Source organism: Haloarcula terrestris (assembly GCF_031624315.1).
In the GTDB taxonomy this organism is placed as follows: domain Archaea; phylum Halobacteriota; class Halobacteria; order Halobacteriales; family Haloarculaceae; genus Haloarcula; species Haloarcula terrestris.
Genome location: NZ_JAMQOM010000001.1, coordinates 130028 through 156072, shown reverse-complemented (window position 1 = coordinate 156072; position 26045 = coordinate 130028). Strand labels below are relative to the sequence as shown.

Below are 26045 nucleotides of genomic sequence, written 5' to 3'. Positions count from 1 at the left end.
TGCATACGCGAACGGGTGGCCCCACAAACAGCGGCTCTGAGAATACATGAACCCCGATTCAATCGAAGAATACGACGATGTCAACGAGGCAGCAGTCACTGACTGGAAGAGCGAAACGACAACGCGGGAGCGAATTAAGTCCGTCATCACGCGCACGACGGAACCCACGCCAGCGTCCGAGATTGCCGACAAAGCGAGAGCGAGCGAGCCGGTCGTCCGCGATGAACTCACCGAACTCGCGGAAATTGGACTCGTCGAGAAAATCGACGGTGGCCGGGGTGCGCTGTACAAGCGCAACGACCAGATGTACATCTATCGGCAGGTGCTGAAACTCCAGAGTGAGTACTCTGAGGACGAACTGGTCGAGACGTTGCAGGACCTGAAACAGACGGTCAGCGAAATCAGAACGAAACACGGGGTTGAATCGCCCGCAGAGCTCGCCCAGCAACTCGACCCGAACGACCACGACGGATGGGAAGACCACACGACGTGGCAAACCGCTCAGAAGAACCTCTATCTAGCCAAGGCAGCGATTAGCTTCTACGACGCCGAAAAAGTGGTCGTCTGAGCGATGTCGTATCTCACAGGCAATACGGGGCCGACCGACTACGAGGCACTCCAACGAATCCGTGACATCTTCCTCACAAATGAACCACTCGTCACGCATCACGATCTCAGTGGCCGACTCGATCCACAGCCCGAACTAAATATCACGGTCGGCGAGGGATTCGGATCCAGTCCATCCGGCCGGTTTGATATCGTCTGGACCGAACGGGACTGCTACAACTTCCACTACACCGAGCCAGACGGCGTCGACTTCCGTTTTGACCGCCACCCAGAACCGAACGCGCAAGAGAAGCATTTCCACGAACCACCGGATGCAGATGCGAGGGGTCCCTCGTGTATCGAAGTCGAACAGATCGAAGTCGTCACGCGAGCCGTCTTGAAATGCTGGCGCACAGCACTCGAACGTGGTGATCCCTCATTCGTTAACACGCAGTCGAATCCACCATAGTCTCTCAGAAACCACTCGGATATTGACGCCATCTGTCACCACACCAGATGTTTAAACTCTTCGCTAAGAGCGTACAAGTGCGACAGAAAGCCAGCTGACGGCCCAGCACTTTCTGGCTACTCCCCGGTAGGGTCCATCTCTGACACATAGAGAAACCCCTCTGGAAGAGCGGCCTGCACGCTGTCGACTTTCAGTTCTTCGAGAGTCACTCGGCCCACACCACCGCGGCTTACTCGTCGACAACGACGACCTTGACCTGCTGAACACCACCGATTGCTCGAAGCCGATTCGCCAGTTCCGTGATTTTGCCGCCCGCGCCCTCGACGACCAGCGTCTCCATACAGGTGTCATGCGAGAGGTGGATATGCTGGACGGACGTGATGATGTCGGCCATCTCGTGTTGGACCGTCTGGAGGTCGTCGGCGATGCCCGAGACGTGGTGGTCGTGGACGATGACGATGGTCCCGTGGTGGTGTTGCTCGTCGCCGGACTCCCACTCGTAGGTCGCAAAGAAGTCACGCAGCGAGTCGCGTATCGCCTCCGACCGGCTCGCGTACTCCCAGTCGTCGACGATGCTGTCGAGCCGGTCGACCATCGACGACGGGAGTGTCAGGCTGATCCGGTCGAGATCCTCACTCATGTGTGTCGATAGGGACGGGCCGGCATATGGATACCCGGGCTTCGGTAATACTCACCCGCTGGCGATAATACTGTGCGATGAAAAAGTATTATTAGCGCGCCGGGTCCAGGCTTGGGTAGCATGCACATTCCGGACGGGTACATCGATCTACCGCTTGCATTGCTGTTTGGCGTGCTTGCGGTCGTCGTCTTGAGCGTTGCGGCAAAGCGGGTCAACGGTGAGATCTCCGACGCCCGCGCACCGCTGCTGGGCGTCGTCGCGGCGAGCATTTTCGCCGCACAGATGCTCGACTGGCCGATTCCCGGTGGCACCAGCGCCCACTTCGTCGGAGGTGCGTTCGCGGCGATTCTCCTCGGGCCGCATCTGGGCGCACTCTGTGTCGCGACTGTCGTCACGATTCAGGCCCTTATTTTCGGCGACGGCGGCCTCGTGGTGCTGGGCGCGAACGTGTTCAACATGGCTATCGTCGAGGTGTACGTCGGCTACGCCATCTATCGCCTGCTCGTCCCCTACGGCGAGTTTCGGGCCGCCTTCGCCGCCGGATGGCTGGGAATCACGGCGGGCGCGCTGACAGCCGCGCTCCAGCTCGGGCTCTCCTCGGCGTTCCAGTACCAGCTACTGACCACGCTGTCGATAATGGGTGTCGGGCACCTGGCGCTGGGGCTGATCGAGGGAGCGATCACCGCCGCGGTCTATCGCTACCTCGCTCGTGCTCGTCCCGACCTCAGACCGAGCGCCGCTCGGAAGGTGAGCGCGTGATGGCCCGGGAATACCCCGACTGGCTGCCCCGTGCTATCGCCGCGCTGGTGGTCCTGACGCTGCTCGCGCCGGTGTTCGGGTGGGCGGCCGGCCAGGTCGGCTACGCCGAACCGCTTGAGAACGCCGCCGAGACGACGGGTGCGACGGAGCACGCCGTCGCTGTCGGCACCGCGCTGTTCACCGACTACGGCGTTCCCGGCCTCGGCGGCGCGACCGGAACGTTCGTGTCGGCCGTCGTCGGCACCGCACTGACGCTCCTGATCGGTGCCGCCATCGGTCGCGTGCTCGGGGCGGATACCGACAGGCGGCAGTAGCGCATGGCTGGCAGCGACCTGCTTGATCGGACCGTCGCAGCAATCGCGGCCAGCGCCCGGTGGTTCCTGCTCGCCGAGGAACTGCCGGACCGAAACGGGTTTCTCCAGACCGTCACGCCGACGGTCAAGCTCGTCGGTATCGCCGCGCTCGTCGCGCTCACCGTTACACAGCGGACGCTGTCGACAGTCGCTGCCCTCACCATCCTCGCCGCGGCGCTCGCGGCGCTGTCCCGGATTCCTGCCCGTACGTTCCTGGGCCGGTTGACCGGGCCACCGGCGTTTGCGCTGGTCGTCGTCGCCCCGCAAGCATTCCTGATGGGCGGTCCCTCGCTGGGGTCGCTCCCACTCTCGGCCGCCGGCGTCGACTACGTGCTCACTTTCGTCGTCCGTGTGACGGCGTGTGTCGGCTTCCTGTCGGTGTTGCTGGTGACGACGCGCTTTGCCGATCTGCTCGGGGCGTTCCGCCGTCTCAGAGCCCCCACTATTGCCGTTTCGCTCCTGGCGATAACCTACCGGTATCTCCTGTTATTTTTTGCTGAACTCGAACGCATGGTCCGGGCGCGCCGGAGCCGGACCATCGCCGAGCCGAGCCTCCGTCGCAACTGGCGTGACTCGGGGCATTTCGTGGGTTCGTTTCTCGTCCGGAGCCTCGAACGCGGCGAGCGGGTCCAGCGGGCTGCTCGCGCCCGCGGCGGGACCGGCCCGACGCCGGCACAGCCCCGGGAACCGCTCGGGCGGGCCGACTTCGCGTTCGGACTGGTCGTCGCGCTTGCCGTCGCGGTGGTGGTCGCATGACCGTAATTGAGGCCACCGACCTCCGATACGCTTACCCCGACGGGACGCTGGCCGTCGACGGCGTCGACGTGTCCATCGAACGCGGTGAACGCGTGGCGCTGCTGGGTCCCAACGGGGCCGGCAAATCGACGCTGCTGGAACTGCTGGGCGGCCTGGTCGATCCCGACAGCGGACAGGTTCGGTACTTCGAGGCGACGACCGATGCCGATACCGTCCGCAGTCGCCTGAGTGTTCTCACGCAGAACCCCGCGGACTACCTGTTCAATCCGACCGTTCGGGAGGACCTCGCCTACGGACCGGCGCAACTCGACTGCGACCGCGCGGAAGTCGACCGCCGCGTGGAGCGGGTCGCGGACCGACTGGACCTCGACGGCCTCCTGTCGAAGCCACCGTTCCGGCTCAGCGGCGGGGAACAGCGCCGGGCAGCCCTCGCCAGCGCGCTCACCGTTGAGCCGGACGTGCTCCTCCTCGATGAGCCGGTGAGCAACGTCGACGCCGCGAACCGGGCGACGGTTCTGGACCTGCTCGAGGAACTCGCGGCCGACGGCGTCACGCTCATCGTTTCGACGCCCGATACCGAACTCGTCCCACACGTCGCGGACCGGGTGCTGCTGGTCGACGACACCGGGACGATTGCCGCGAGGGGAGCCACTCGACACATTCTGACCGACACCGATCTGCTGGCGGACTGCGACCTGCGCCCGCCACAGGTCGTCAGACTGTTCTCGGGCCGGACGGAGGGCGTCCCACTGACCGTCGAGGAGGCCGCCGAGCGGCTGGACGCGGGTGGTTTGGATTCTGTCGAGTGAAGTCTAAAGCGACAGAATACCGGTGACTGACGAAGCAGCCGTGTTACTCCGACGTGTCGAGCAGACGGCCGTGCACGTCGATCTCGCCGTTCCGAATCCGGGTGCTGCTGATTCGCGTCCCGTCTTCGGCCACGACGAACGGGGGCGTGTGAATTTCGAGCGGCTGGAGCCCCGCGTCCCGCCGCCGCTGGTTGAGTTGGTGGGCGCGGCGCTGTGCCTTCGCTTCCGGCGAGGCGACGAGCGCGTTCACGTCTGCCCGGGTCGCAGCCGGTCCCTGCGTGTCCTCCAACTGGAGGATTTCGTAGCTTGCGGTGTACGCCTCGCGCAACTCCCGCAGTTCGGCATCGAGTGCGTTCCGGCGGTCGTCGTAGGCACCCAACTGGTCGGCATGGGCGGATTCGCTGCGCGTCTCCGTTGCCAGTCCTGGGCTGGTGAGACCGACGATGACGTGCCCGTCGCCGGGGCCGTCGTGGCTCGCGGTCTGGAAGGCCTTGTGCAACAGCGCCCGGTGGCCGTTGTGGATCGGTGTGAATGTCCCGCCGAGAATCGCGGTGCGGTCCGCGTCAGCCATACGCGAATGTGCCCCCAGTGTCATATATAGATACTGTCCACGAGATAACGCGCTCGGTGCTCAGTGACCATGGCCCGGTAACACTCGCGTCAGCAGTAACTCAAGTACCTCCGGTACGTATCTGTAGTAATGACAGACGGTACTCCCACACCGGGCATCCACCACGTCACGTGTATCGCCAGCGACCCGCAACAGAACATGGACTTCTGGGTCGAGACGCTCGGACTCAGGCTCGTCAAGCGCTCGATCAACCAGGACGACCCGAGCACGTACCACTTCTTTTTCGCCGACGCCGCGGGGAATCCGGGCACGAGCATGACGTTCTTCCCGTGGGAGGACCACTCGCAGGGGAAGGTCGGCTCCGGACAGGTCTCACGCACCGCGCTCCGGGTTCCTGAGGGGAGCCTCGACTACTGGGAGGGCCGCTTCGACGAGTACGGCGTTGACTACGACGACCGCGTCGAGCGGTTCGGCGAGACCGTCCTCCCGTTCCGCGATCCGGACGGGCTCCCGGTCGAACTGGTCGCAGTCGAGGTTCCCGACGACGACCCGACCGAACCGTGGACAGAGTTCGTCCCCGAAGACGCCGCTATCCGTGGCTTCCACTCGGTGACGCTGTGGCTCGCCGACCCCGAACCGACCGAGGACCTGCTGCAGAAGATGGGCTTCGAGGAAGTCGGCACGGAGCAGGCACAGGGCGACACCCCCGGCGACGAGCGGACGCGCTTCGCCGCGACAGGCACCGTCGGGAAGTACGTTGACGTATTGCCAACTATCGAGGGTGGCCGGCAGGGTCACGGCACAGTCCACCACGTCGCCTTCCAGACACCGACCGACGAGGACCAGGAGGCGATGCGCGAGGCCGTCCGCGGTGCGGGACTGCGCCCCACCGCACAGATCGACCGCCACTGGTTCCGCTCGGTCTACTTCCGGGAGTTCGGCGGTGTTCTGTTCGAACTCGCCACGAGCGGCCCCGGCTACGACAGCGACGAACCGCTCGATGACCTGGGCGGCCGACTGGTCTTGCCCGGGAAGTTCGAGGACCGCCGCGAAGAGATCGAAGCGGGACTTACGGACGTGATGATTCCCCGAGCGGAGTCGGCCGAAGCCGACGACTAACGCCGACCGCCACGCGGTATACGCTCCATTCTTCCTGTTAGCCTGTGAGTAAATATGCGTGTCTGGGGTATCCCGTGGAACATGTCCACTGACGGGCAAGCGTACGTCATTGCGCCGTGGGGGGAGGGTGAGTGTGAGACGACCGTCGTCACGGTCGACCTGCCGTCCCGGGACCTCACGGTCCAACTGGAGGTACCGACGACCGTGCTGGACCGCATGGCACAACTCAGCGACGAACACGACATCCCGGTGGCACAGGTGCTTGGGGAACGCCTGGAGATCAGCCGGGCGCGAATTTCCATCCGTGCCGCGAAGTCGGTTGAGGACGTGGCCGCCGTCCAGCAGCACCTCACGGACGCTCGTGAGTACCTGTCCGGCGTAGAAGTACTCGATACGGCGGATCTCGAAGACGACATCGAACAACTCTGGACCGACGAACTCGGCAGCGCGTAGTGGCCTGGCGGCCCGAACCGCACTCCGGTCGGAACGCCGTCGTTAGTCGTCGCTCATCACACCCTCCGCGACGGCCATGTCCTCCACCGTGGGGTCGTCCTCGGACGCCCGGAGGACGAACCGCTTGCGGATCAGGTCAGCCGCGTAGATGGCCGTCCCGAGGATGATGAGCGTGTCACCGGGGAGCCGCGCCCAGAATAGCGTCTGGACGAGCGGCTGGTTGTAGAACGCCACGCTCCGGCCGGCGGCGTAACTGCCGGTGAACACTGCCTCCAGTTGGAGGAAGCCCACGGGCAGCACGGAGACGAACACCATCAGCACCAGGCCGACGTTCCAGCACCAGAACGCCGCCCGGAGCCAGGACTCGTCCCAGCGCTCGGGCTTGATGGCGAGCTGGAGCATGTACGTGACCATCCCCAGTGCGAGGAAGCCGAAGGCTCCGAACATCGCTGCGTGGGCGTGGCCGACCGTGAGGTAGGTCCCGTGCTCGTAGTAGTTGATGAGCGGGAGGTTGATGAAAAAGCCGAGCACGCCGGCCCCGACGAAGTTCCAGACGCCGCTGGCGATGATGAACATGAACGGGAGCTTGTAGGGGAACCCGCCGGTCTCGGACATCGCCCGGTACTGGCCCAGCGCCTCGTAGAGGATGAACACCAGCGGGAGCAGTTCGAGCGTCGAGAACACGCTCCCGATTGGGACCCACATGTCGGGCATGCCGACCCACCAGTAGTGGTGGGAGACGCCGATGACGCCGGTACTCATCACCAGCAAGGCCTGGAGCATGACCGCCTTCTCTGCGCTGCGGCGGCTGAGCAGGTTCATCGACACCAGCGTCAGCCCGACGATGGCGACGATGAAGAACTCGAAGGCCCCTTCGACCCACATGTGGACGACCCACCAGCGCCAGAACTCCGTGACGGCGATGTTCGTCTCGGGGGTGAAGAAGAACCCGGCGGTAAACAGCAGGGCGATGGAGCCGCCGGCGTACAGGATCATGTGTGCGAGCCCGAACACCGGCTCGCGGTCAAGCAGCGGCTTCAGCCCTCGAATCGAGAGGACGGCCCACAGGCCAAAGCCCACGAGCAGTCCGAACTGCCAGACCTTCCCGACTTCGAGATACTCCAGCCCTTCGTTGCCGAACAGCCACCAGAGATCGCCGAAGTAGCCGTGTGAACCGAGCCAGATGCCGCCGAGGCCACCGACGGTGACGACCACGATGGCCCCGAGCAGGACGTTGATGTAGGTCGACTGGCGTTTCGGCTCGTGGCCGGTCAGCAGCGGCGGGAGGAACAGTCCGGCTCCGAGCCACGTCGCGGCGATCCAGAGGATGCCCAGGTCGATGTGCCAGGTCTTCGCCATGGCAAAGGGCAGTATCTGGAGGATGTGGACGCCGAAGATTTCCTCGATGCCGAAGAACCCGGCCCGTTCGATGTAGAAGTGGGCGAGCAGCCCCCCGAGTAACACCTGCGCGAGGAACAGCCCGGCGGCGACCGGGATGAACCGCAGGGCGGCCCGCTGGCTGGGGAAGACGCTCACGTCGCCCGGCTCGGGAACCGAGAGGTCGGCGGCGGACGGCTCCGGGAGGCTGACGGCGCTGTAGAGCCAGATGCCGCCACCGGCAGCGGCGACGAGCAGCACCATCGCGATGACGCTCCAGGTCATCGCCGCGCCGGTCGCGTCGTTGCCGGCGGCCGGCTCGTAGGGCCAGTCGTTCGTGTAGGAGTGGTCACCGTCCGGACGGTCAGTGTGGGAGAACCACGCCGTCCACATGGCGAAGTCGGCGAACTGCCGGGCGTCGGCCTCGGAGTCGATCATCCCCTCGGGGACGCCCCGTTCGTGGCTCCCCTCGTGGTATCGCTCGACGTACTCCTGACGGACCTGCTCGTGGGCGTACAGCTCCGCGGCGGAGTACTCGATGTTCCCGCCGGTGTACTCCCCACTGAGGTCCTGTTTCACGTCGTCATCGACGGCGGCCTGCTCGGCCGTCGACAGCGACTCGTACTCGGTTCCGTAGCGCTCCTCGGCGTAGTACGTCCGCATGTGCTGGGTTTTCAACTCCAGCGCGTCGGCGGTGTAGTCCGCGCCGTAGTACGCGCCGTTGCCGAGAATCGAGCCGTGGTTCATCAGCCCGTTCTTCTGGAACGCCTTCTTCCCGTCGCGGATGTCCTCACCCGTGACGAGCGTCTCGCCGTCGGGTCCGACGACCTGCTCCGGGATGGGTGGCGCTTCCTGATACGCGATCCACGCGCCGGCCCCCATAACGACGAGGTTGAAGACGAACGCGGCGGCGATCACCTTCGCGATCGTTTTGCGTTTGAGTTCCATGTGGGTGGAACTCTAGTACCCCAAAATAAGAAGGGGGTAAGACGTTCCCAGTCGCTGGCGACGGACGGGAACATGTTCGCCCTGATAGGGACCAGTGGTCTCCTGTCCCCGGATTCGACGCGGTACGTGGCGGGGTATCACAAGGTAGATTACGACCTGTCCCTCCCACTCAGATATGCGCCGTCGCCACTTCGTCCAGACGCTCGGTGTGTCAGCACTCGTCGGGAGCGCGGGCTGTACCGGGCAGTCGGACGACACAACGCCGGTCTTCGACGTGTCGAGTCCCGCGTTCGATTCCGGGGACGAGCTTCCGGCGCGGTTCACCTGCGACGGTGACGGCGTTTCGCCGCCGTTCGTCATCGAGAGTGTCCCAGAGCCGACGGCGGCGCTCGCCGTCACTGCCGAGTACGACGGCGGCGTGTTCAGCCAGCCGGTGTTCTGGACGCTGTGGAACGTCCCGCCGGAAACAGAGCGTATCCCGGCCGGACTTCCGCGCGAACCGACCCTCGATACGCTCGGCGGCGCTCGACAGGGCAAACAGGCCGCCAGCGAGCCGGGGTACGAACCGCCGTGTCCGCCGGCCGGACAGCCCTACGAACACCGGTTTCAGGTGTTCGCGCTCGGCGAAGAACTGTCCCTCGAAGGCGGTTCGGAGCAAGAACCGGCGACGGAGGCTATCGCAAACGCCCTTCTCGCGAGCACTCGTATTACCGTCAACTACACCCACCCAGCAGCGACAGATAGCTGACCCCGGGCCGCTCAGCGTTCGAGTGGGACCCCATGACGACCCTATCTCCGTTCGGAACTGCGTGTCTTATACTGTAAAACCCGAAGAAAACCGCGTACTGCCGCGAATACGCGGTTTCGCAAAAACAGCCGTCTGTGGGCAGAGCTATGCATGGCAATGTTTCACAATACCATTAAACCTATATACTGGTGTGATATACCATAGCATGTATGGCGTCCGCACCGAGTAGTGACGATATGTTCGACGAGTTCCTCTCCCAGCGTGGTCACGACGTGGACCAGAGTGGTTGGGAAGAGAGCTATAACAAGAAGCAGTGCCCTGACTGTGGCGGCCTTCACGAGTCGACAGCAGCACAGTGCTCGGTGTGTGGTTGGGCACCGGTACGGTAAGGAGACCCCGTTTTTCGCTTTTCATCCGGTAGCGACAGCACCGACCTGCAGAATCGACAGTTCGCTCTCTGCCGGAGCGTGCCTCACTCCGTCCCGTGTCGAGACAGCAACGGCCCAGCCAGTCAGGACTGTCTCACGTGTGCCGAAAGGAAGTGGGAAGTCGTTGCGTGGCCAGCCGACAGTTGGGGGGTGGTGTGTCAGCGGGCCGACCGGTTCGCAGCCGACGATTGGGGGGTCGTGTCCGTCGGCCTGTGACCGCTTCGTGGTGGTTACAGCGCATCAAGCGACGCATGGAGGAACAGCCCGAGCGCGAGATGTTGGGACGCCGACTCCGCGATCTGCTCCTCTGCAGCCGCCGAGTCCGCGATTCCGTACTGCTTCGTCTGGATGAGTTCGTGCATTTGGAGCGTGCCGTCTGCCTCTAAATCGTGCAGCCGGGGGTACACTGTCCCCGGACTCAACTCGGCCCCGAACTGGTCTTCCAGTTCCTCCATCAGTCCGGTGCCGTGGGTACCACCATCGGCGACTGCGATCATCGCCAAGAGGATCTCTTCCAGACTCTGTGTGACCAGGCCGTCGTCAACCGCCATCTCGCCGTCGACGACATCGTCAATGACCGGGTCCAACAGCGACTCCGTGATGGCGTCACGACTGGGTGGGTCATGCGATTCCGGGCGCTCTGTACCGCCGAGGTCGGTCACTCGCTCGTCGGCTGTCTTGCCCTGCATCTTGCCCGTCGTCACGCGACGGAGGTTGTCTCCGGACATCGTCTCACCTGAACGCGATCCGCAGTGGCTGCTACAGGGGCTATCATCATATAAACGGGGCAGTGTTTTCTGAACGTGAAACCACTACAGTGCTCGAAAACGCTTATATAATATGACGCAAATCATGGGGTAGTGGCTGAGGAACAGAGCATCGAGGAGGTTCTCGATACTATCGGTGACAAGCACGCGCGCCGCGTGCTCGCCGCGATCAGTCGGGAACCGCAGTCGGCAAAGGACCTCGCCGAAGAGTGTGACCTCTCGCTGCCGACCGTGTATCGACGTATCGAACTGCTCGACGAGTACGACCTTGTCACCGACCGGACGCTCGTCGCCGAGGACGGGAACCACTACAAGGTGTACGAGTCCAACTTCGAGTCGACGGTCATCTCGCTCGAAGACGAGGAGTACAAAGTACGCATCTACCGGGAGGAGAACCTCCCGGACCGGTTCAGCCAGCTCTGGGACGAGCTGAACCCCGAATGAGTCCGCTGTCTACTGGTGAGGCGATAGCATGACGACCGGTGTGGCCATCGCACGTGGCGTGCTCATTCTGATGCGGATGGTCGTGTTCGGATTGACGCTCGGGATTACGCTCATTAGCTTCCAGGCCTATCGAAAACGGCCCTCTGACCGGTTACAGTCCGCGTTCGTCGGCTTCGCGTTCATCAGTATGGGCGTCGCTATCTCCAGTGTCATCACGCAATTGAGCGCCGGCGAGACCGGTGCCATCGTTCGCGTCTTCTTCCAGATGGCCGAGACGATCCCGTTCATTATCGGGTTCGCGATGCTGTACGTGTCGCTGTACCGGTGAGAACATCGATCCGGTTCGCCGGTCAGTTGTCGTCCCGGTAAAGCACGTTGTTTATTTGGCCGCGGTCCCACTACATGTTCAATGACTGATTCGACCACCGAGGTTGTCCGCCTGTTCGGTGGGCCCGGTAGCGGGAAGACGACGGCGCTGCTCGACCGCGTCGACGAACTGCTGGAAGACGACGACGTGGACTTCCGGGACGTACTGGTCGTCTCGTACACGCGTGCGGCGGCCGCGGAGATCCGCGAGCGACTCGCGGAGCGCCTCGACCTGTCACCCCGCGCACTCCGCGGGAATGTCTGTACGATGCACGCGAAGGCATACGAACTGCTGAACCTCTCTCGGGGCGACGTTGTCGGCGAGGACGACAAGGAGGCCTTCTGCGAGGAGTTCGGCATCGAATACGAGGACGAGTACGAGGGCTCGCGCCGCCGCTCGGCCCGCTCGACCACCCTCGGGAACAAGATCATCGCGACGAGCCAGTGGCTCCAGCGGACCCGCCGCGACGTGGCCGATTGGTACGACGTGCCGTTCAAGTGGGACGATGAGGAGGTCCGACTGCCGCCGGAGATCGACGACAACGCCCAGACCGGCAACAAGTACACGCCGACGTGGCCGACCGACGACGACCGCGTCGACGTGCCAAGCGTCATCCGCGGCTGGCGCACCTACAAGGGTGAGAACGACCTGACTGGCTTCGCGGACATGCTCGAACGGGTCGCCCAGCGCTCGCTGCTGCCGAACGTCGATTACCTCATCATCGACGAGTTTCAGGACATCACGACGCTGCAGTACGACGTGTACGACGAGTGGAAGCCCCACATGGACCGGGTGCTCATCGCCGGCGACGACGACCAGGTCGTCTACGCCTGGCAGGGCGCGGATCCCGACCTCCTGCTTGAGGAAGTCGTCACTCAGGACGAGGTGCTGCCCAACTCTTACCGGCTCCCCTCGCGCATCCTCAACGTCGTCAACCGCGAGGTGCGCCACATCGAGAAGCGCCAGGAGAAAGATCTCAATCCACGCAAGGAGGGCGGCCGCGTCGAGGCGGTTCAGAACCCCTCGATGTTCGACCTCTCCCGGAACGTCACGCGGACAATCGAGCAGTCCGATGAGACGGTGATGGTGCTGTTTCGGGCCCGGTACCAGATGTTCCAGTTCATCGACGAGTTCATCGACAACGGGATTCCCTTCTCCTGTCTCACCGACCAGCGGATGTGGACCGACCGGCTCACTCAGTACGTCAACGGGCTCGAAGCCGTCGAAGCCGACGAACCGCTCACGGTGCTGGAAGCGCGCCGACTCGCCGACATGCTCGTCGACTCCGCCTTCGGAACGGGCGAGCGCGACGAACTCTTCGATGCACTCGAAGAAATCGACGAATCACACGAGGACAAAGACATCGCCGACATCGAAATCGACCCCGATGTGGTCCGCGACCACGTGCCGTTCCTCCCGGACGCGGCCTCGGCGGGCGACATGCTCCGGAAGGTGACCAACTTCCAGGAACGGACCGTCGATGCGTACTTCACCGGCGACTACACCGGGATGGACGCCGACCGCGTCCGCGTGGGGACTATCCACTCCGCCAAAGGTCGCGAGGCCGACCACGTGTTCGTGGCGACCGACCTCACGGAGAAGGTCGTCGAGCAGATGGCCGCGACCGTCGACCAGCAGGGCATCGAGGTGCCCGGCGTCGAGGAGTTCACCAAACACACCAGTCCCGTACCGACGCTGACCGACAACGAACGGCGCGTGTTCTACGTCGGCATGTCCCGTGCCCGCGAACGGCTCGTCCTGCTTGAGAACCTGGTAGACGGTGCGCCGACGCTACCCATCGATGTGTTGCTGGAAAACGAGCCGAGCGACCGCTCCATCGAGCAACTGCTCGACGACGCCAGCGAGACCATCGCGGCTGACTGACGCAGTCGGCTCCCGTTCTCCTTATTCGTCGAGCGTCCCGCCTTCGAGGTAGTACCGGGTCTTGTCCCGCGTCGACTGTGCGATCTTGGTGAACGTGACGACCCCCTGGTCCCCGTCGGTGTCGTCGCGTTCGACGTGGAGTTCCAGCCCCTGTTCGCGGAAGTACGACAGCAGGTCGTCGAGGACTTGCGGGTCGCCGCGAACGGTGTGCGTTTCGCCGACCGGCTCGCCCGCGTCCACCGCCCGTATCGTTTCGACTGCGGGTTCGAGAATGGCCTCGCCGAGTTCCTGTGCCCGCTCGCTGACGGACTCCGGCGATGCGTCGCGCTCGACGGCCTGGAAGGCCTCTCGTATGACGCGCGTGAAGACGAAGTCCCGGCCGTAGTCGAAGGGCAGTTCGAACGCGTGTTCGAGGTCGGCGCGGTGGATGGCGCTCGTCGTGTACTTCAGTGCCGTCTCCCCGTCTGTCGATTTCAGGACCACGCCCTCCCGACCACGGGCGTTCAGGTCGTCGATCCGCTCGCGGGCGGCGTCGACGGCTGCGCCCGGGGTATACGTCCCGTAGTGGTCGACGCTGTCGAGCCCGTAAGTCGCACACTGGTCGAGCCGCCGTTCCACGCCCATCGGCGTCCCGCTCTCGCGGTGGCGGATGCCGAACACGTAGAAGCCGACCCCCTCGACCTCGCTGTAATCGTGGTCGGTGTAGGGGTTCTCCGGACCGACGAGTTCGCCACACAGCATCTGCTCGGGGTGGTCGTCGAAGAACGCATCCGCGTCCAGTAGCGCCTCGACCTTCCGCGTGGTGTACGGACAGACGAACCCGCTCCGGGTGAACGCCAGGAGGTCGCCATCGATCCGCGCGACCCTGACGTTGTAGCCGTTGAGCTTCTCCTCGATGGCGACGGGGCCGTCGAATGTCTTCCGGATCGCCGGTTCGAGAACGAGCGCGCGCGGCATCGACGGATAGCCCCGGACGACCGTGTCGCCGACGACCGCCGTCCCGCGTTCGATGCCGTGGCGCTCGTCGCTGAGATGCCGGTATCGCTGTCCCCGGAACCACTCGGTATCGAAATGTTCCAGCAGGTCCTCGGGGTCGGTGTCCACGTCGAACAGCGACCCCCAGTCTCTCGACATATGTGGCCCTTGTTGACATGACACTAAAATTCTGCTGGCGCGTGACACCGCCGCACCCGTCAGAGCGCATTAGTGGCAGGCTATCGTAGCAACAGTATGGTCGACCGCCCGCTCAAGCAACGGTTCGTCCTCGACACGTCGCTGTTTCTCACCCCGGAAATCAGAAGCGACGACGAGGACCTGGAGGCGGCCTGTCTGGAACTGCTCGACCTCATTTCGGAGGCGAAACTGGTCCACAACATCTCCTGTTACATGCCGCCGTCGATACAGGCCGAATTGACGACGATGCTGGAGGATCGGGCCATCAGCGACGATGTGCTGACGAAACTGGACACGTGGGTCATTACGAAGTCCCCGGCCCACCACGAGGTGCGGATTCCGGCGGATCTGGTGTACGAGTTCATCGACGAAATGTCAGAGCGGGTCGACCGCGGTCTGCGCGTCTCGGAGAAAGCCGTCCGGAAAGCCGAGGAGTCACGGGCCGAAACCGTCGAGGAACACGACCACATGACGGAGGTGGACAAGGTCATCTCGGACCTGCGCGACGAGTACCGGGACACGCTCCGACAGGGCGTGCTCGACTCCCGCGAGGACTTCGACCTCCTGATACTCGCACAGGAACTGGACGCCGGCGTCGTCACGGAGGACCAGGGAATCATCAACTGGGCGGAGGATTTCGGACTGCGGTATCTCAAGGGGCGGAACTTCCCACCGCTGCTCAGGGAGTATCTCGCCGCCGACGACCCGGACCGCTGGCGCGACGAGACCTAGTCGTCGTCGCCGTCCGACGGCTTCCCGCCGGGGAGCGCGCTGCGCGCCCGGCCGGCGAGTGCGCCGGGAATGTCCGTCGGGGAGGGAGCGACCCACTCGATGACGAGTAAGGCGGCGGCTAACCCGAGAAAGACCGCGCCAATCGCCGTCTGGCCGCGAGCGAGATTGTCGACCCCAAGGAGGGTGACCCGTGCGGCGAGTACGACCGCGACCATCAGCTCGATTGTCCCGATGAGTCCCCGTGCCATCGGCCGTCGTAGGCGGTGACTAAACAAAAGTATCGCGCCTGCCTGATGACCGCGTCCCCACAGGTCGAGGACACACGTTCAAGTCGCTGCCAACTGAACGTCGCTGATATGCAAATCGGTATTGTCTCTGACACGCACGACAACGCCGCGCAGGTCGAAGCCGCGGTCGAGACGTTCGCAGATCTGGGTTGTGAGACGGTCGTCCACTGTGGCGACTTTGTCGCCCCGTTCTCGGTGACGCCGTTCGACGGCGACTGGTCGTTTTACGCCGTCCGCGGCAACAACGACGGCGAGTGGGCAGTCCAGTCTACTGTCGAGGAGTTCGGTACGTACGTCGGTGAAATGGGTGAGCTGACCATCGATGGACACGCCATCGCGGTGTATCACGGGACTAGCGGGGAGATCGTCGACGCACTGGTCGAGTGCGGGACCTACGACTACGTTTTTCACGGGCATACGCACGAACGTGGTCACGAGAAGCGCGAGGGTACGGACCGAATCAATCCCGGCGGCATCTCGATCCCGCCCGCGCCCGAGCCGTTCTCCGTTGCGACGCTCTCGACGGACACCGGCGAAGTGAAGTTCCACGAACTCGGGTGAGAATCAGTCGTCGGCGTGGCCGTCGACGCGCTGTGGGCTACCGTCGTGTTCGACGAGTCCGCGGCCGACACCGAGTGCTTCGTCGGTCCGGCGGATGCTCTTCTCGGCGCTTGCGGTTCGTCCGGACAGTGCGCGAACGGCGTCGATGTTCTCCGGCACCACGTCGGCTTCCTGGTGGATGGCCTGGAACAGGTAGAGATCCCGGCCCTCGACCGTGATAGATTCGGCCCAGATACAGTTCTCCCACACGTCACCGCGCGGGCGGCCGGCGTCACGGGTGTACTCTTTGAGCTTTCCCGCGCCGTCGATGCCCAGCGTCTCAGGGATGAGGAACAGACGCGACTCATCGGCGAGCAGGGACGTGACTTCTTCCGTCGTGGGCTCGCTCTCCAGCGTGACGTTGACGCTGTGGGTGTGCATCTGCGTCGTCGGGACTTTCATCCCCATCGTGTCGATGTCGAGGTCGGGGAAAATCGTCTGTACGTCGGGGCCGTGATGAGAGGGGATTTCGACGGGGTCGGGAAGCGTGTCGTTGATCGGGCCGCGACCGGTCTGGCCGGGGTCGGCACCGCGCCGGACCAGTGTCACGCGCGATTTCTCGACGCCGTAGGATTCCTTGAGTGGGGCGAGCAGGCGCGAGAGTCCGGTCGTATTACAGGAGACGACGCGGGCGGTGTCCGCGCCGACCGCCTTCTCGTAGTTGGCGCGAGCGTTGAAACTCACGTCCGCTAGGTCGGCGTCTTCCCCACCCTGGAAGATGGCAGGCGTGTCATGTTCGGCGTACAGTGGCGCGTTGGCCTCGCCGACCCCACCCGGCGTCGTGTCGACGACCACGTCACTCGTTTCAATGAGGTCATGGACTGTGCCGGCCGTCGCGAGCTCAGCTTCGTCGAACGGTTCGCGGCCGTCCGCGGCGTAGAGGTCGTAGCCGCGGTCGTCTGCGATAGTTGCCTCGAAATTCGGCGAGCGCTTCGCGACGCCCGCAACTGTCATATCTGGCTGGACACGCACCGCGTCAGCGACGCGTTTCCCGATGGTGCCGAAGCCGTTGATGCCCACGTGGAGCATACACGACTGTACCTCCGGGGAGAGTATATTCTTTGTGATTAAAATTTGGAGAAATTAACTCAGATCGTTGTACCACTGGCGAATGTGAACTTTTCGCATAAATTTGCGAAAAACACTGAGATATATCGTGTTTCGACGGTCCATCAAGAGTTATTCAGCCGGAGGACGGAACCGTTCGTATGGACAATTCGTCGCTTCGTGCGCCCGCAGAGACCGCCGTCAGACAGTGCCTGAATCTCCAGCCCGACGAGTCGTGTGCGATAATCACCGACGACCAGCGGAAGTCAATCGGTGAGGCGCTGTACCGCGTCGCCGCAGAGATTTCCGAAGATACAGTTTTCGTGCGCTACCCGCCGGGCGAGCAACACGGCGCGGAGCCGCCCGCGCCGGTCGCCGGTGCGATGCGAACCGCTGATGTCGTGCTCGCGCCGACGACAAAGAGCCTGAGCCACACCGAGGCCCGGACCGACGCCAACGACGCCGGCGCTCGCGTGGCGACGCTGCCCGGCATCAGCGAGGGCGTGTTCCTGATGGGGTTAGACACCGACTACCAGCGCATCAAACAGCACTGCGAGGACGTATTGGCACAGGTCGAGGACGCCGACGAAATCCGGGTCACCTCGCCCCAGGGGACCGACATCACGTTCGGCATCGGGACCCGTGAGTGGCACATGGACACCGGTATCGTCCACGAACCCGGCGAGATGTCGAACCTCCCCGCCGGCGAGGTGTTCCTCGCCCCAGAGACGGCCGACGGCACGTTCGTCGTTGACGGGACAATGCGCCCCCACGGCAAACTCGACGGCAAACGCCTCACGTTCGAGGTCGAGGACGGCTATGTCACGGACATCGACGACCCCGACATCCGCGCGGAGGTCGAGGACGCCGCCGAGGAGGTCGGCCGAGATGCGTACAACCTCGCCGAACTCGGCATCGGGACGAACGTCGCCGTGACCGAACTCGTCGGCTCCGTTCTACTTGACGAGAAGGCCGGCGGCACGGTCCACATCGCCATCGGCGACGACCACGCGATGGGCGGCGACGTGCATGCACCGATTCACCTTGACGGGATTCTGACGGAACCGACCGTGTATGCGGATGGGGAGATCGTAGATCTCCCAAAGACGAACGGCGACTGACGGGAGCCGTGAGGACGGCGAGGAAGTGGAACTTCCTCGCGTTGAGTGAGTGTCGAAACCCTGAACTGCGACAGCTACGCCGCTTGCCTGGCGTACACGACGATGAAAACCGCCCAGACGAGCGATCCGCCGAGGACGAGGTCGAACGGGACGGGATAGCCGAGATTCCACGCAAGCACGAGCCCGTGAATCGCGCCCATGAACGCCATCGTTGCGACGGTGATGGCAGCAGCCACCTGCGGCGTCTCCGGGGGGTCGTATCGGAACGCACCCTTCAGAATGAGGAGCGTACCGAGCATTAGCGCTGGCAGTAGCACGACGCCGACGGGTTTCGAGACGTAGTTATCGGGTGTGCCCGACGCGGAGAAATGTATCGCGACCTCGGCCGGGAGTTGCGACCAGACCGCCACGCCGGCCAGGGCTGTCAGGCCGATGAGGACACCGCTCGCGATGTCGGCTTGGTTCCGACGGAGGGCCATTGTTGGCGTTTCGTTTCGGCAACTCAATAAACGCTCCCCTGCCGTGCGAAACAGAACCACGAGCAGCGCCGTGGCGACGACCATTTAGGGGTGGGCGGTCAAATCCGACATATGACAGACGCTACACCGGGCGACCGCATCGCCCTCCCGTGTCCGGCCTGTTCGCCGGACCTGGAAACGGTCCACGAGGTGCTGAAGCCGGGCGGCCACGTGACGGTTCGCTGTACGGACTGTGACCACGTGCACAAGGAGCAATTGCCCGAGGACGAGACGCTGGAGCGCAGCGTTGTCGTCTCGCAGGATGGGGACTCCTTCACCGCACAGGTCAACGTGCCGGCCGAGGAAGAACTGTCCGTCGGCGAGGAGTTCCTGCTGGAGACCGAGGAGGCCGTCGTGACGGCGCGTATCACCAGTCTGGAGACCGAAGACGGCCGCGAGGACGACGCGGCCGCCGAGGCCGTCGAGACAATCTGGTCCCGCGCCGTCGGGAACGTCTCGGTCAACGTCACGATGCATCCGAAAGACGGGACCCACGACGAGACCGAGAGCTTCAAGCTTCACGTCCCCGGCGACTACGAGTTCGTCGTCGGCGAAACCGAGGAGTTCGGCGAGGAGGAGTTCACCGTCGAGGGGATTCACGTCCGCGACGACGCCCACGGCTACGACCACGAGAACATGGACCACGACGGCGACATGGGCATCGCGAAAGACATCAACCGACTGTACGTCAGAGACGAGTCGACCACGGCGTGGTCGGCGTGGTAGGATGGCTGACTGGGACCGAAAGCGGTCACGGCTGGCCGACCACCTCCGCTCTCGCGTCTCCACCGAGCCCGTTCTCGCGGCAATAGCGTCGGTTCCCCGGCATAAGTTCGTCCCGGACGATAAGCGCCACGACGCCTACGCCGACCGTCCGCTTCCCATCGGCGCGGGCCAGACGATTTCGGCCCCGCACATGGTCGCAATCATGGCCGAGTTACTGGACCTCTCGCCGGGGGATCGGGTACTGGAAATCGGGACGGGCTGTGGCTACCACGCCGCGGTGACCGCTGAACTTGTCGGTCCCGAGAACGTCTACAGCGTAGAGTATCACGCGTCGCTGGCCGCCGAGGCACGGGAGACGCTGGACGCAACCGGCTACGGCGACGTTTCCGTCCGAACCGGCGACGGCAAGAAGGGGTGGCCCGAGCACGCACCATACGACCGGACGTATCTGACCTGTGCCGCGCCGGATTTCCCCGCCCCGCTCGTCGACCAGACCCGGAGCGGTGGCATTCTCCTCGCACCCATCGGTGACGGGCAACAGCGACTTATCCGGGCGGAAAAACGGGCCGACGGAACGCTCGATAGAGCCGACCACGGCGGCGTCCGCTTCGTGCCGCTACAGTAGGGCTTTCGACAGACGTGGCCGTTGTCGCGCCATTGATATAGCTCCGGCCGAATAATTCGATATGGACCCGGCGGTACTACGGGACGACATGGTCGACAGCCTGCAACACGAGAGCAAGGGTGTCGTCCGGAGTGCGTGGCTGTCGACAGCGATGCGTGCCGTTCCCCGAGAGGCCTTCGTCGGCGAGCAGCAGGCCTACTCCGACCGCCCGTTCGAACGTCTCGGTACGCGCGTGCTTTCGCCAAGTACCGTCGGTCGGGTGCTCGAAGCGCTGGCTCCTGACGAGGACGACGACGTGCTTGTGGTCGGTGCCGGTGTCGGCTACACGGCCGCGGTGCTGGCAGAACACGTCGGTGCGGCCAACGTGCAGGCAATCGACATCACGCGCCGGTTAGTCATCGAGGCCCGCCAGAACCTTGCGAAAGCGGGCTACGACGCCGTGCTCGTGGACCGCCGTGACGGGGCGGACGGCCTCCCCGAGTACGCGCCCTACGACCGAATCCTCTTGGAAGCCGCCGCAATCGATCCGCCTCGGGCGCTCCTCCAGCAACTGACCGAGGACGGACGGCTGGTGATGCCACTCGGCACCGGCGAGCAGTCCCTCGCTGTCGTGGAAGCCGACGGCTCGGTCCAGCGACACGGGACAGTCGCGTTCCAGCCGATGCTCGTCGAGGGCGAGCAAGCCGACACCGTCGAGCGCAATCGGACCCACCGCGAGGACCGCGAACACGCTCGGCGGGCAGCCCAGTCCCGCGCCGGGTGGGAGCAGGAGTGGATCGACTGGGAGGGCTAGGGCGACTCGACGACCAGCATATCTGTGTTCGAGCGGGCGTCCTCGTAGTTACTACCCGCCGGTGGTTTCACCTCGAAGACGACGGTTCCGTCCTGTTGATTCGGCCCGAGCGACGGCGACAGCGAGAGGGTCACGTTCCCCGCGCCGTCTGTCTCCCCCGTCGTGACCGATGCGAGCGTTGCCGTGCCGCTTTTCGCGACCACCGTTGCGCCGGAGACGGGCGACCCCTTCGAATCGACGACGGTGACGACCACGTCCTGCGTTCCCGGGTCAGTCACTTCAGGATGTGGCTCTACGTCGACTTCTGTCACTTGCAGCGTCTCGATGCCGGAAATGGTGCTCATCATTACGGAGAGGCAGGCGACGCCGACCACCAGTGCGATGACCAGGCGGATCGGGAGCCCCTCGATAGCACGTTCGTCACGCCACAGCGAATCTGACATGGGCAGGGATGGTCACTGCTTCGCACTTGAACTCTCGGACGAACGTTCAAATACCAGAGCGGAACAACCGCCGGCATGGTGGTTATCGGACGCGACGGAGGGGACAGAGCGACGACGCGGTTGGGCCACTACCGGGCCCGCGACGGGAGCTGCGGCGCTGCGGTCGACCTCGATGTCGACCGGCCACACGTCGGCCTCGTCGTCGGGAAACGCGGGTCGGGGAAGACGTACACGCTCGGCGTCCTGGCCGAAGGACTACTTGACGCCGAGGGCGTCGCGCCAGTCGTCGCCGATCCGATGGGGGCGTTCACGCCGCTGGATACTGCGGACGTGTCGGCGACGGTGGTCGATCCCAGCGTTCGCGCGGACGCGCTCGACCCACGTCAGTGGTGCACGGTGCTCGGACTCGACCCGGAGCAGGGCGCGGGCGCGCTCGTGTGGCGTGCGGCGAGCGAATGCGCGACGCTTGACGAGATGCGTTCGTGGGTGACTGATGCGGATGCAGCGGCGAGCACCGGCCGAGCGGCGGCGAACCACCTCGCGCTCGCTGCATCCTGGGACGTGTTCGACCCTGCGGGTATCGAGACGGGAACGCTGTGCAGCGACGGTCTGACCGTGCTCGATCTGTCTGGACTCGCTTCGCGGCCGGCCGGTGCGGTTCTCGCTGCCGTTGCGACCGCGCTCTACGATGCTCGGCTGGCCGACCGGACGAGCCGTCTACCGTGGCTACTGGTCGACGAGGCCCACGCGTTCACCGATGGGGTCGCCCAGCGTCCACTCCGGCGGCTCGTCACCCGGGGCCGCCAGCCCGGCGTGAGTTGCGTGCTGGCGACCCAGCGACCCAGTGCCGTTCCGTCGACGGCCGTCTCACAGACTGACTTGCTCGTCGCCCACAGACTGACGAGCACGGCCGACATCGACGCGCTACAGGCAGCCCAGCCGACGTATCTCGACGGTGATTTCGCGACCCGGCTACCCGAAGCGACCGGTGACGCACTCGTCGTCGACGACGGCACCGAATTCGTCCATCACGTGACCGTCCGCGAGCGGCGGACGCCCCACGGTGGCGAGACGCCACGGGCCAGCGACCTCGGGGGAGATAGGGGATCCAAAGCCCGTGTTAACGGGGAGTCTGAAACCCGAGAGTGGACGGGGAATTAAACGACCTGTACGATGCCCCAGGCCAACCCAATCGCGGCCAGCGCACAGACGAGATTCCCGACGGCGTTGCCCACCGCAAGCGCCACGTAGCCGTCCTCCCACAGTCGTACTGTCTCGACCGAAAACGAGGAAAACGTCGTGAACGACCCGCACGCACCCACCCCGACCAGCAGCGCCGCGTCGCCGGTGACGCCGGCGAACGTCAGCAGCCCGAGGACGAAACTGCCGAGAGTGTTCACCGTCAGCGTCCCGAGCGGAAACGTCTCTCGCTGGACCGCTTGGGTCAGATAGTGGCGACAGAGCGCACCGAGTGCCCCGCCGGTTCCGACCAGATGTGCCGCCTCGATAGCGACCATCAGTGCTCACCTCCGGCGAACAGACGAACGGCCTCACGTCCCACAAGGACGCCGGCAAAGCCCAGGGCGTAGCTGCCGACGACGTTCGCGATGGCCCACTCGGGTGTCAGCACCGTCTCCACCGCGAACGTGCTGTAGGTGGTAAACGACGAGATGAAGCCGGTCGAAGCGGCCAGTTTCGTCTCGCTGGCCAGCGCACCGACTTGCAGCCCCTCGTAAACCAGGACGCCGAGCGCGAAACTGCCGAGGACGTTGACAAGCAGCGTCCCCTGCAACCCCGGAAAAAAGAGGCCGACGAAGTACCGGAGGTTCGAGCCGGCGAAGCCCCCGACACCAACGAGGACAATGGTTTCAATTGCTGCAAGCGGGTGACGCCCTCCCATCGGTCAGTCTCCGAGTATCTCCGCCAGCCGCGCCTCGCCGAGCGTGTCGACGAGCTGTGCGAGTTCGATGACCCGCTCTTCGCCCAGCGTGTCGACCAGTTCGCGGATCTCCTCGGGGTCGAACGTCCGGGCGACGTAGCCGAGGTTCTCCACCATCCGCGTCGTGCGGTCCAGCGTCTCCTCGCCGGGACGTAGCGTTAGCGGCCGGTTCGTGAATTTCCCGTTCTCGTTGAAGTAACAGAACCGTAGCTCGGCGGTGTCGCTGTTGTCCGGCTCGACGATCTGCAAGACGCCGTATCCACTGTCCCACTCGTCCAGCTCGACTTCCAGCAGCGTTTCGTACCTGGTCATATCTCGTGGTTCCGAGCACTGTGACTTATAGATTGATATTTTGATACTCCTCACAAGCGATAGATATTACGAAACACAACTGACTAGCAATATCAGCGAGAAACGCCGCTGATCCGCTTGTCAGTCCCAGTGGCGGAATAATATTGGTACAGGTGTTATTCCTCTGCCGACCGGCGGTTTCTGCGTTGGCCGTCGACCGATACTGCTGGTGTATCCGGTGTGTCGACCCACGTTCGGGGTGGCGAGCGGTTCTTTCGGCAATGAAATTATTTTTATATCCACTCCGACAACACCAGTCCAATGGCAGAATCAAAGCAAGAATCTAGTGTCGCCCACTTCGAAGTGACCAATATCGGTGGGATCGACGAGACAGCCGTCGATATTCCACCGGGGGTAACGGTCCTGACGGGCAAGAACGCCACAAACCGGACATCGTTTCTGCAGTCTATCATGGCAGCGATGGGGAGCACACAGGCGACGCTGAAAGGTGATGCCGACGAGGGGAGTGTTTCCCTCACTTACGGGGACGAAATATACGAGCGGACGCTCACACGAGCGGGGGACGCCGTCCAGTTCGACGGTGACGGGTATCTCGATGACCCCGAAGTCGCCGACCTGTTCGCGTTCCTGCTCGAAACCAACGAGGCGCGCCGGTCCGTGGCTCGCGGCGACGACCTCCGCGAGATCATCATGCGCCCGGTCGACATCGACGCGATCCGGTCGGAGGTCGAACAGCTGGAAGCGGAGAAAGGCGACATCAACGACGAACTCGCCACCATCGAGTCCCGCCAGCGCGACCTCCCGGACCTCGAACAGCGCCGGACCGAGCTTCGCGAGCAGATCGAAGAGAAACGCGAGGAACTGGCCGAACGCGAGGAGGAGATCGACAACAGCAGCCGGGACATCGAGGAAAGCCGCCAGGAACAGGACGTTCTCGAAGAGAAGCTCGACGAACTGCGCTCGACGCGGTCGGACCTCGAATCCGTCCGTCGGGACATCGAGGCCCAGGAGGAGAGCATCGCCTCGCTGAAACGCGAACGATCCGACCTCAAGGACGAACTGGACGAACTGCCGGAGACGCCGATGGGCGACCAGCAGCATCTCGAAGACGAGATCGCAACCCTGCGCGACCAGCGCCAACTGCTCAACAGCGAGATATCCGACCTCCAGAGCCTCATCCAGTACAACGAGGAACGGCTCGAAGAGGAGGACTACGATGTCATCCAGTCGCTGGAAGACGCGCCGGAGGGCTCCGACGGCGATGTCACGGAGCAACTCCTCGAAGACGAGGACGGCGAATCCGTCGTCTGCTGGACGTGTGGTTCGACAGTCAACCGCGAGCAGATCGAAGACACTGTCGACCGCCTCCAGGACCTCCGCCGACAGAAGGTCGAGGACCTCAACGATATCAAATCGGAACTCGACGATCTCAAAGCCGATCAGCGGGAGGCCGAGAAAAAGCAGCGCCGCCGCGAGAACGTTGAGCGAAAGATCCAGGAGACCGAAACGGAGATCGAGCGCCGCGACGAGCAGATCACCTCCCTGAAGGACCGACGTGAGGAGCTGACAGAGACGGTCGAGTCGCTGGAAGACGAGGTCGACAACCTCGAATCCGAAGACTTCGACGAGATCCTCTCGCTGCACCGGGAGGCGAACCAACTGGAGTTCGAGATCGACAGCCTGGAGTCCGACCTCGACGACGTGAGCGACGAAATCGAGGAGATCGAGGAGCTGGTCGAGCAGGCCGACGACCTCCGTGAGGAGCGTGACGCACTGGTTGATGAGCTCACCGACAAGCGGACGAAGATCGACCAGATCGAGGGCAACGCCGTCGACCAGTTCAACGAGCACATGGACGCGATTCTCGGTATCCTGGAGTACGAGAACCTCGAACGCATCTGGATCGAGCGCGTCGAGCAGACCGTCCGGGAGGGACGCCAAAAGGTCGACAAAACGGTGTTCGAACTCCACATCGTTCGGACCACGGAGAACGGCGCGGCCTACGAGGACACCATCGAGCACCTCAGCGAGAGCGAACGCGAAGTGACTGGACTCATCTTCGCGCTCGCGGGCTATCTCGTCCACGACCTCCACGAGAGCGTCCCGTTCATGCTGCTTGACTCGCTGGAGGCCATCGACTCGGCACGGATCGCCGAACTCGTCGAGTACTTCGCCGACTACGCCGAGCATCTGGTCGTCGCACTCCTGCCGGAGGACGCCCAGGCGCTCGACGACGACTTCAACCGCATCACCTCGATCTAACCCCAGTAGTCTTTTACTCCCGGTTACCG

33 protein-coding genes are annotated in these 26045 nt (G+C 63.9%); 21 read left to right on the top strand and 12 right to left on the bottom strand.

Features of this window, described 5'->3' with window-relative positions; genetic code table 11:
* Positions 1–46: 46 nt before the first annotated feature.
* Both NDI54_RS00865 and NDI54_RS00860 read left to right on the top strand, forming a co-directional pair.
* Positions 47–568, top strand: a complete 522-nt coding sequence (locus NDI54_RS00865; RefSeq protein ID WP_310894611.1) for a DUF7342 family protein — start codon at positions 47–49, stop codon at positions 566–568.
* 3 nt (positions 569–571) lie between these two features.
* Positions 572–1015 (top strand): hypothetical protein, encoded by a 444-nt coding sequence (locus tag NDI54_RS00860; RefSeq protein WP_310894610.1) that lies wholly within the window; start codon positions 572–574, stop codon positions 1013–1015.
* A gap of 229 nt (positions 1016–1244) precedes the next feature.
* On the opposite strand, the gene nikR is transcribed toward NDI54_RS00860, so the two are convergent.
* Positions 1245–1655, bottom strand: coding sequence for a nickel-responsive transcriptional regulator NikR (gene nikR / locus NDI54_RS00855; RefSeq protein ID WP_310894609.1), 411 nt, complete (start codon positions 1653–1655; stop codon positions 1245–1247).
* Between the two features lie 120 nt (positions 1656–1775).
* On the opposite strand from nikR, the gene NDI54_RS00850 reads away from it, so the two are divergent.
* From NDI54_RS00850 to NDI54_RS00835, 4 genes are read left to right on the top strand one after another with little or no spacing between them, the layout of a single operon-like run.
* Positions 1776–2414, top strand: coding sequence for an energy-coupling factor ABC transporter permease (locus tag NDI54_RS00850; RefSeq protein WP_310894608.1), 639 nt, complete (start codon positions 1776–1778; stop codon positions 2412–2414).
* Positions 2414–2728, top strand: coding sequence for a PDGLE domain-containing protein (locus tag NDI54_RS00845; protein ID WP_310894607.1), 315 nt, complete (start codon positions 2414–2416; stop codon positions 2726–2728). The genes NDI54_RS00850 and NDI54_RS00845 overlap by 1 nt, the downstream gene beginning before the upstream one ends.
* A gap of 3 nt (positions 2729–2731) precedes the next feature.
* Positions 2732–3523, top strand: coding sequence for a cobalt ECF transporter T component CbiQ (gene cbiQ, locus NDI54_RS00840; protein ID WP_310894606.1), 792 nt, complete (start codon positions 2732–2734; stop codon positions 3521–3523).
* Positions 3520–4332 carry an energy-coupling factor ABC transporter ATP-binding protein gene (locus tag NDI54_RS00835; protein ID WP_310894605.1) on the top strand — a complete coding sequence of 271 codons (813 nt, stop codon included), beginning with the start codon at positions 3520–3522 and terminating at the stop codon, positions 4330–4332. The genes cbiQ and NDI54_RS00835 overlap by 4 nt, the downstream gene beginning before the upstream one ends.
* Positions 4333–4375: 43 nt before the next feature.
* Here the strand turns inward: NDI54_RS00835 and NDI54_RS00830 are convergent, their stop codons facing one another.
* Positions 4376–4903 carry a phosphopantetheine adenylyltransferase gene (locus NDI54_RS00830; RefSeq protein WP_310894604.1) on the bottom strand — a complete coding sequence of 176 codons (528 nt, stop codon included), beginning with the start codon at positions 4901–4903 and terminating at the stop codon, positions 4376–4378.
* A gap of 129 nt (positions 4904–5032) precedes the next feature.
* Between NDI54_RS00830 and NDI54_RS00825 the strand changes: the two genes are divergently transcribed.
* Both NDI54_RS00825 and NDI54_RS00820 read left to right on the top strand, forming a co-directional pair.
* Positions 5033–6022, top strand: coding sequence for a ring-cleaving dioxygenase (locus NDI54_RS00825; RefSeq protein WP_310894603.1), 990 nt, complete (start codon positions 5033–5035; stop codon positions 6020–6022).
* 81 nt (positions 6023–6103) lie between these two features.
* Positions 6104–6475 (top strand): hypothetical protein, encoded by a 372-nt coding sequence (locus NDI54_RS00820; RefSeq protein WP_310894602.1) that lies wholly within the window; start codon positions 6104–6106, stop codon positions 6473–6475.
* Positions 6476–6517: 42 nt separating this feature from the next.
* On the opposite strand, the gene NDI54_RS00815 is transcribed toward NDI54_RS00820, so the two are convergent.
* A complete protein-coding gene (locus tag NDI54_RS00815; RefSeq protein ID WP_310894601.1) occupies positions 6518–8800 on the bottom strand; it encodes a nitric-oxide reductase large subunit in 2283 nt (760 codons plus the stop codon).
* Between the two features lie 175 nt (positions 8801–8975).
* On the opposite strand from NDI54_RS00815, the gene NDI54_RS00810 reads away from it, so the two are divergent.
* Together NDI54_RS00810 and NDI54_RS00805 are read left to right on the top strand one after the other, a co-directional pair.
* Complete coding sequence (locus tag NDI54_RS00810; protein ID WP_310894600.1) at positions 8976–9548, top strand: YbhB/YbcL family Raf kinase inhibitor-like protein; 573 nt, start codon at positions 8976–8978, stop codon at positions 9546–9548.
* A 209-nt stretch (positions 9549–9757) separates the two neighbouring features.
* Positions 9758–9937, top strand: a complete 180-nt coding sequence (locus tag NDI54_RS00805; protein WP_310894599.1) for an HVO_0416 family zinc finger protein — start codon at positions 9758–9760, stop codon at positions 9935–9937.
* A gap of 269 nt (positions 9938–10206) precedes the next feature.
* Here NDI54_RS00805 and NDI54_RS00800 read toward each other — a convergent pair whose 3' ends face one another.
* Positions 10207–10704 (bottom strand): PadR family transcriptional regulator, encoded by a 498-nt coding sequence (locus tag NDI54_RS00800; RefSeq protein WP_310894598.1) that lies wholly within the window; start codon positions 10702–10704, stop codon positions 10207–10209.
* Between the two features lie 132 nt (positions 10705–10836).
* Between NDI54_RS00800 and NDI54_RS00795 the strand changes: the two genes are divergently transcribed.
* The 3 genes from NDI54_RS00795 (at position 10837) to NDI54_RS00785 (ending at position 13438) form a co-directional block, all read left to right on the top strand.
* On the top strand, positions 10837–11187 hold the full coding sequence (locus NDI54_RS00795) for a winged helix-turn-helix domain-containing protein (protein WP_310894597.1): 351 nt from the start codon (positions 10837–10839) through the stop codon (positions 11185–11187).
* Positions 11188–11215: 28 nt separating this feature from the next.
* The gene (locus tag NDI54_RS00790) at positions 11216–11515 is read left to right on the top strand and encodes a DUF7521 family protein (protein WP_310894596.1); all 300 of its coding nucleotides are present in this window, start codon (positions 11216–11218) and stop codon (positions 11513–11515) included.
* Between the two features lie 81 nt (positions 11516–11596).
* Entirely contained in the window at positions 11597–13438 is a 1842-nt protein-coding gene (locus tag NDI54_RS00785) for an ATP-dependent helicase (RefSeq protein ID WP_310894595.1), read from the top strand.
* A gap of 21 nt (positions 13439–13459) precedes the next feature.
* On the opposite strand, the gene NDI54_RS00780 is transcribed toward NDI54_RS00785, so the two are convergent.
* The gene (locus tag NDI54_RS00780) at positions 13460–14572 is read right to left on the bottom strand and encodes an RNA ligase (protein WP_310894594.1); all 1113 of its coding nucleotides are present in this window, start codon (positions 14570–14572) and stop codon (positions 13460–13462) included.
* Between the two features lie 96 nt (positions 14573–14668).
* On the opposite strand from NDI54_RS00780, the gene NDI54_RS00775 reads away from it, so the two are divergent.
* Positions 14669–15343 carry an RNA ligase partner protein gene (locus tag NDI54_RS00775; RefSeq protein WP_310894593.1) on the top strand — a complete coding sequence of 225 codons (675 nt, stop codon included), beginning with the start codon at positions 14669–14671 and terminating at the stop codon, positions 15341–15343.
* On the opposite strand, the gene NDI54_RS00770 is transcribed toward NDI54_RS00775, so the two are convergent.
* Positions 15340–15591: a DUF7533 family protein gene (locus NDI54_RS00770; protein WP_310894592.1), complete on the bottom strand. Its 252-nt coding sequence runs from the start codon at positions 15589–15591 to the stop codon at positions 15340–15342. The two genes, NDI54_RS00775 and NDI54_RS00770, sit on opposite strands and share 4 nt — an antisense overlap.
* Before the next feature lie 108 nt (positions 15592–15699).
* Between NDI54_RS00770 and NDI54_RS00765 the strand changes: the two genes are divergently transcribed.
* Complete coding sequence (locus NDI54_RS00765; RefSeq protein ID WP_310894591.1) at positions 15700–16191, top strand: metallophosphoesterase; 492 nt, start codon at positions 15700–15702, stop codon at positions 16189–16191.
* 3 nt (positions 16192–16194) lie between these two features.
* Here NDI54_RS00765 and NDI54_RS00760 read toward each other — a convergent pair whose 3' ends face one another.
* Positions 16195–17259: a type II glyceraldehyde-3-phosphate dehydrogenase gene (locus tag NDI54_RS00760; RefSeq protein WP_310894590.1), complete on the bottom strand. Its 1065-nt coding sequence runs from the start codon at positions 17257–17259 to the stop codon at positions 16195–16197.
* Between the two features lie 179 nt (positions 17260–17438).
* On the opposite strand from NDI54_RS00760, the gene NDI54_RS00755 reads away from it, so the two are divergent.
* Complete coding sequence (locus NDI54_RS00755; RefSeq protein WP_310894589.1) at positions 17439–18398, top strand: aminopeptidase; 960 nt, start codon at positions 17439–17441, stop codon at positions 18396–18398.
* A 74-nt stretch (positions 18399–18472) separates the two neighbouring features.
* Here NDI54_RS00755 and NDI54_RS00750 read toward each other — a convergent pair whose 3' ends face one another.
* Positions 18473–18877, bottom strand: a complete 405-nt coding sequence (locus NDI54_RS00750) for a DUF1648 domain-containing protein (RefSeq protein WP_310894588.1) — start codon at positions 18875–18877, stop codon at positions 18473–18475.
* A gap of 111 nt (positions 18878–18988) precedes the next feature.
* Between NDI54_RS00750 and NDI54_RS00745 the strand changes: the two genes are divergently transcribed.
* The 3 genes from NDI54_RS00745 (at position 18989) to NDI54_RS00735 (ending at position 21060) form a co-directional block, all read left to right on the top strand.
* Positions 18989–19642, top strand: a complete 654-nt coding sequence (locus NDI54_RS00745; RefSeq protein WP_310894587.1) for an HVO_0476 family zinc finger protein — start codon at positions 18989–18991, stop codon at positions 19640–19642.
* A 1-nt stretch (position 19643) separates the two neighbouring features.
* On the top strand, positions 19644–20267 hold the full coding sequence (locus tag NDI54_RS00740; protein WP_310894586.1) for a protein-L-isoaspartate(D-aspartate) O-methyltransferase: 624 nt from the start codon (positions 19644–19646) through the stop codon (positions 20265–20267).
* A 61-nt stretch (positions 20268–20328) separates the two neighbouring features.
* Positions 20329–21060, top strand: a complete 732-nt coding sequence (locus tag NDI54_RS00735) for a protein-L-isoaspartate O-methyltransferase family protein (protein ID WP_310894585.1) — start codon at positions 20329–20331, stop codon at positions 21058–21060.
* On the opposite strand, the gene NDI54_RS00730 is transcribed toward NDI54_RS00735, so the two are convergent.
* Positions 21057–21503 (bottom strand): DUF7382 domain-containing protein, encoded by a 447-nt coding sequence (locus NDI54_RS00730; protein WP_310894584.1) that lies wholly within the window; start codon positions 21501–21503, stop codon positions 21057–21059. The two genes, NDI54_RS00735 and NDI54_RS00730, sit on opposite strands and share 4 nt — an antisense overlap.
* Positions 21504–21578: 75 nt before the next feature.
* Between NDI54_RS00730 and NDI54_RS00725 the strand changes: the two genes are divergently transcribed.
* Entirely contained in the window at positions 21579–22664 is a 1086-nt protein-coding gene (locus NDI54_RS00725) for an ATP-binding protein (RefSeq protein ID WP_310894583.1), read from the top strand.
* On the opposite strand, the gene crcB is transcribed toward NDI54_RS00725, so the two are convergent.
* From crcB to NDI54_RS00710, 3 genes are read right to left on the bottom strand one after another with little or no spacing between them, the layout of a single operon-like run.
* Positions 22661–23020 (bottom strand): fluoride efflux transporter CrcB, encoded by a 360-nt coding sequence (gene crcB / locus NDI54_RS00720; protein WP_310894582.1) that lies wholly within the window; start codon positions 23018–23020, stop codon positions 22661–22663. The two genes, NDI54_RS00725 and crcB, sit on opposite strands and share 4 nt — an antisense overlap.
* Positions 23020–23403, bottom strand: a complete 384-nt coding sequence (locus tag NDI54_RS00715) for a fluoride efflux transporter FluC (RefSeq protein ID WP_310894581.1) — start codon at positions 23401–23403, stop codon at positions 23020–23022. The genes crcB and NDI54_RS00715 overlap by 1 nt, the downstream gene beginning before the upstream one ends.
* Positions 23404–23406: 3 nt before the next feature.
* The gene (locus NDI54_RS00710; protein ID WP_310894580.1) at positions 23407–23754 is read right to left on the bottom strand and encodes a hypothetical protein; all 348 of its coding nucleotides are present in this window, start codon (positions 23752–23754) and stop codon (positions 23407–23409) included.
* Between the two features lie 300 nt (positions 23755–24054).
* Between NDI54_RS00710 and NDI54_RS00705 the strand changes: the two genes are divergently transcribed.
* The gene (locus tag NDI54_RS00705) at positions 24055–26016 is read left to right on the top strand and encodes an archaea-specific SMC-related protein (RefSeq protein WP_310894579.1); all 1962 of its coding nucleotides are present in this window, start codon (positions 24055–24057) and stop codon (positions 26014–26016) included.
* The last annotated feature ends 29 nt before the right edge of the window (positions 26017–26045 follow it).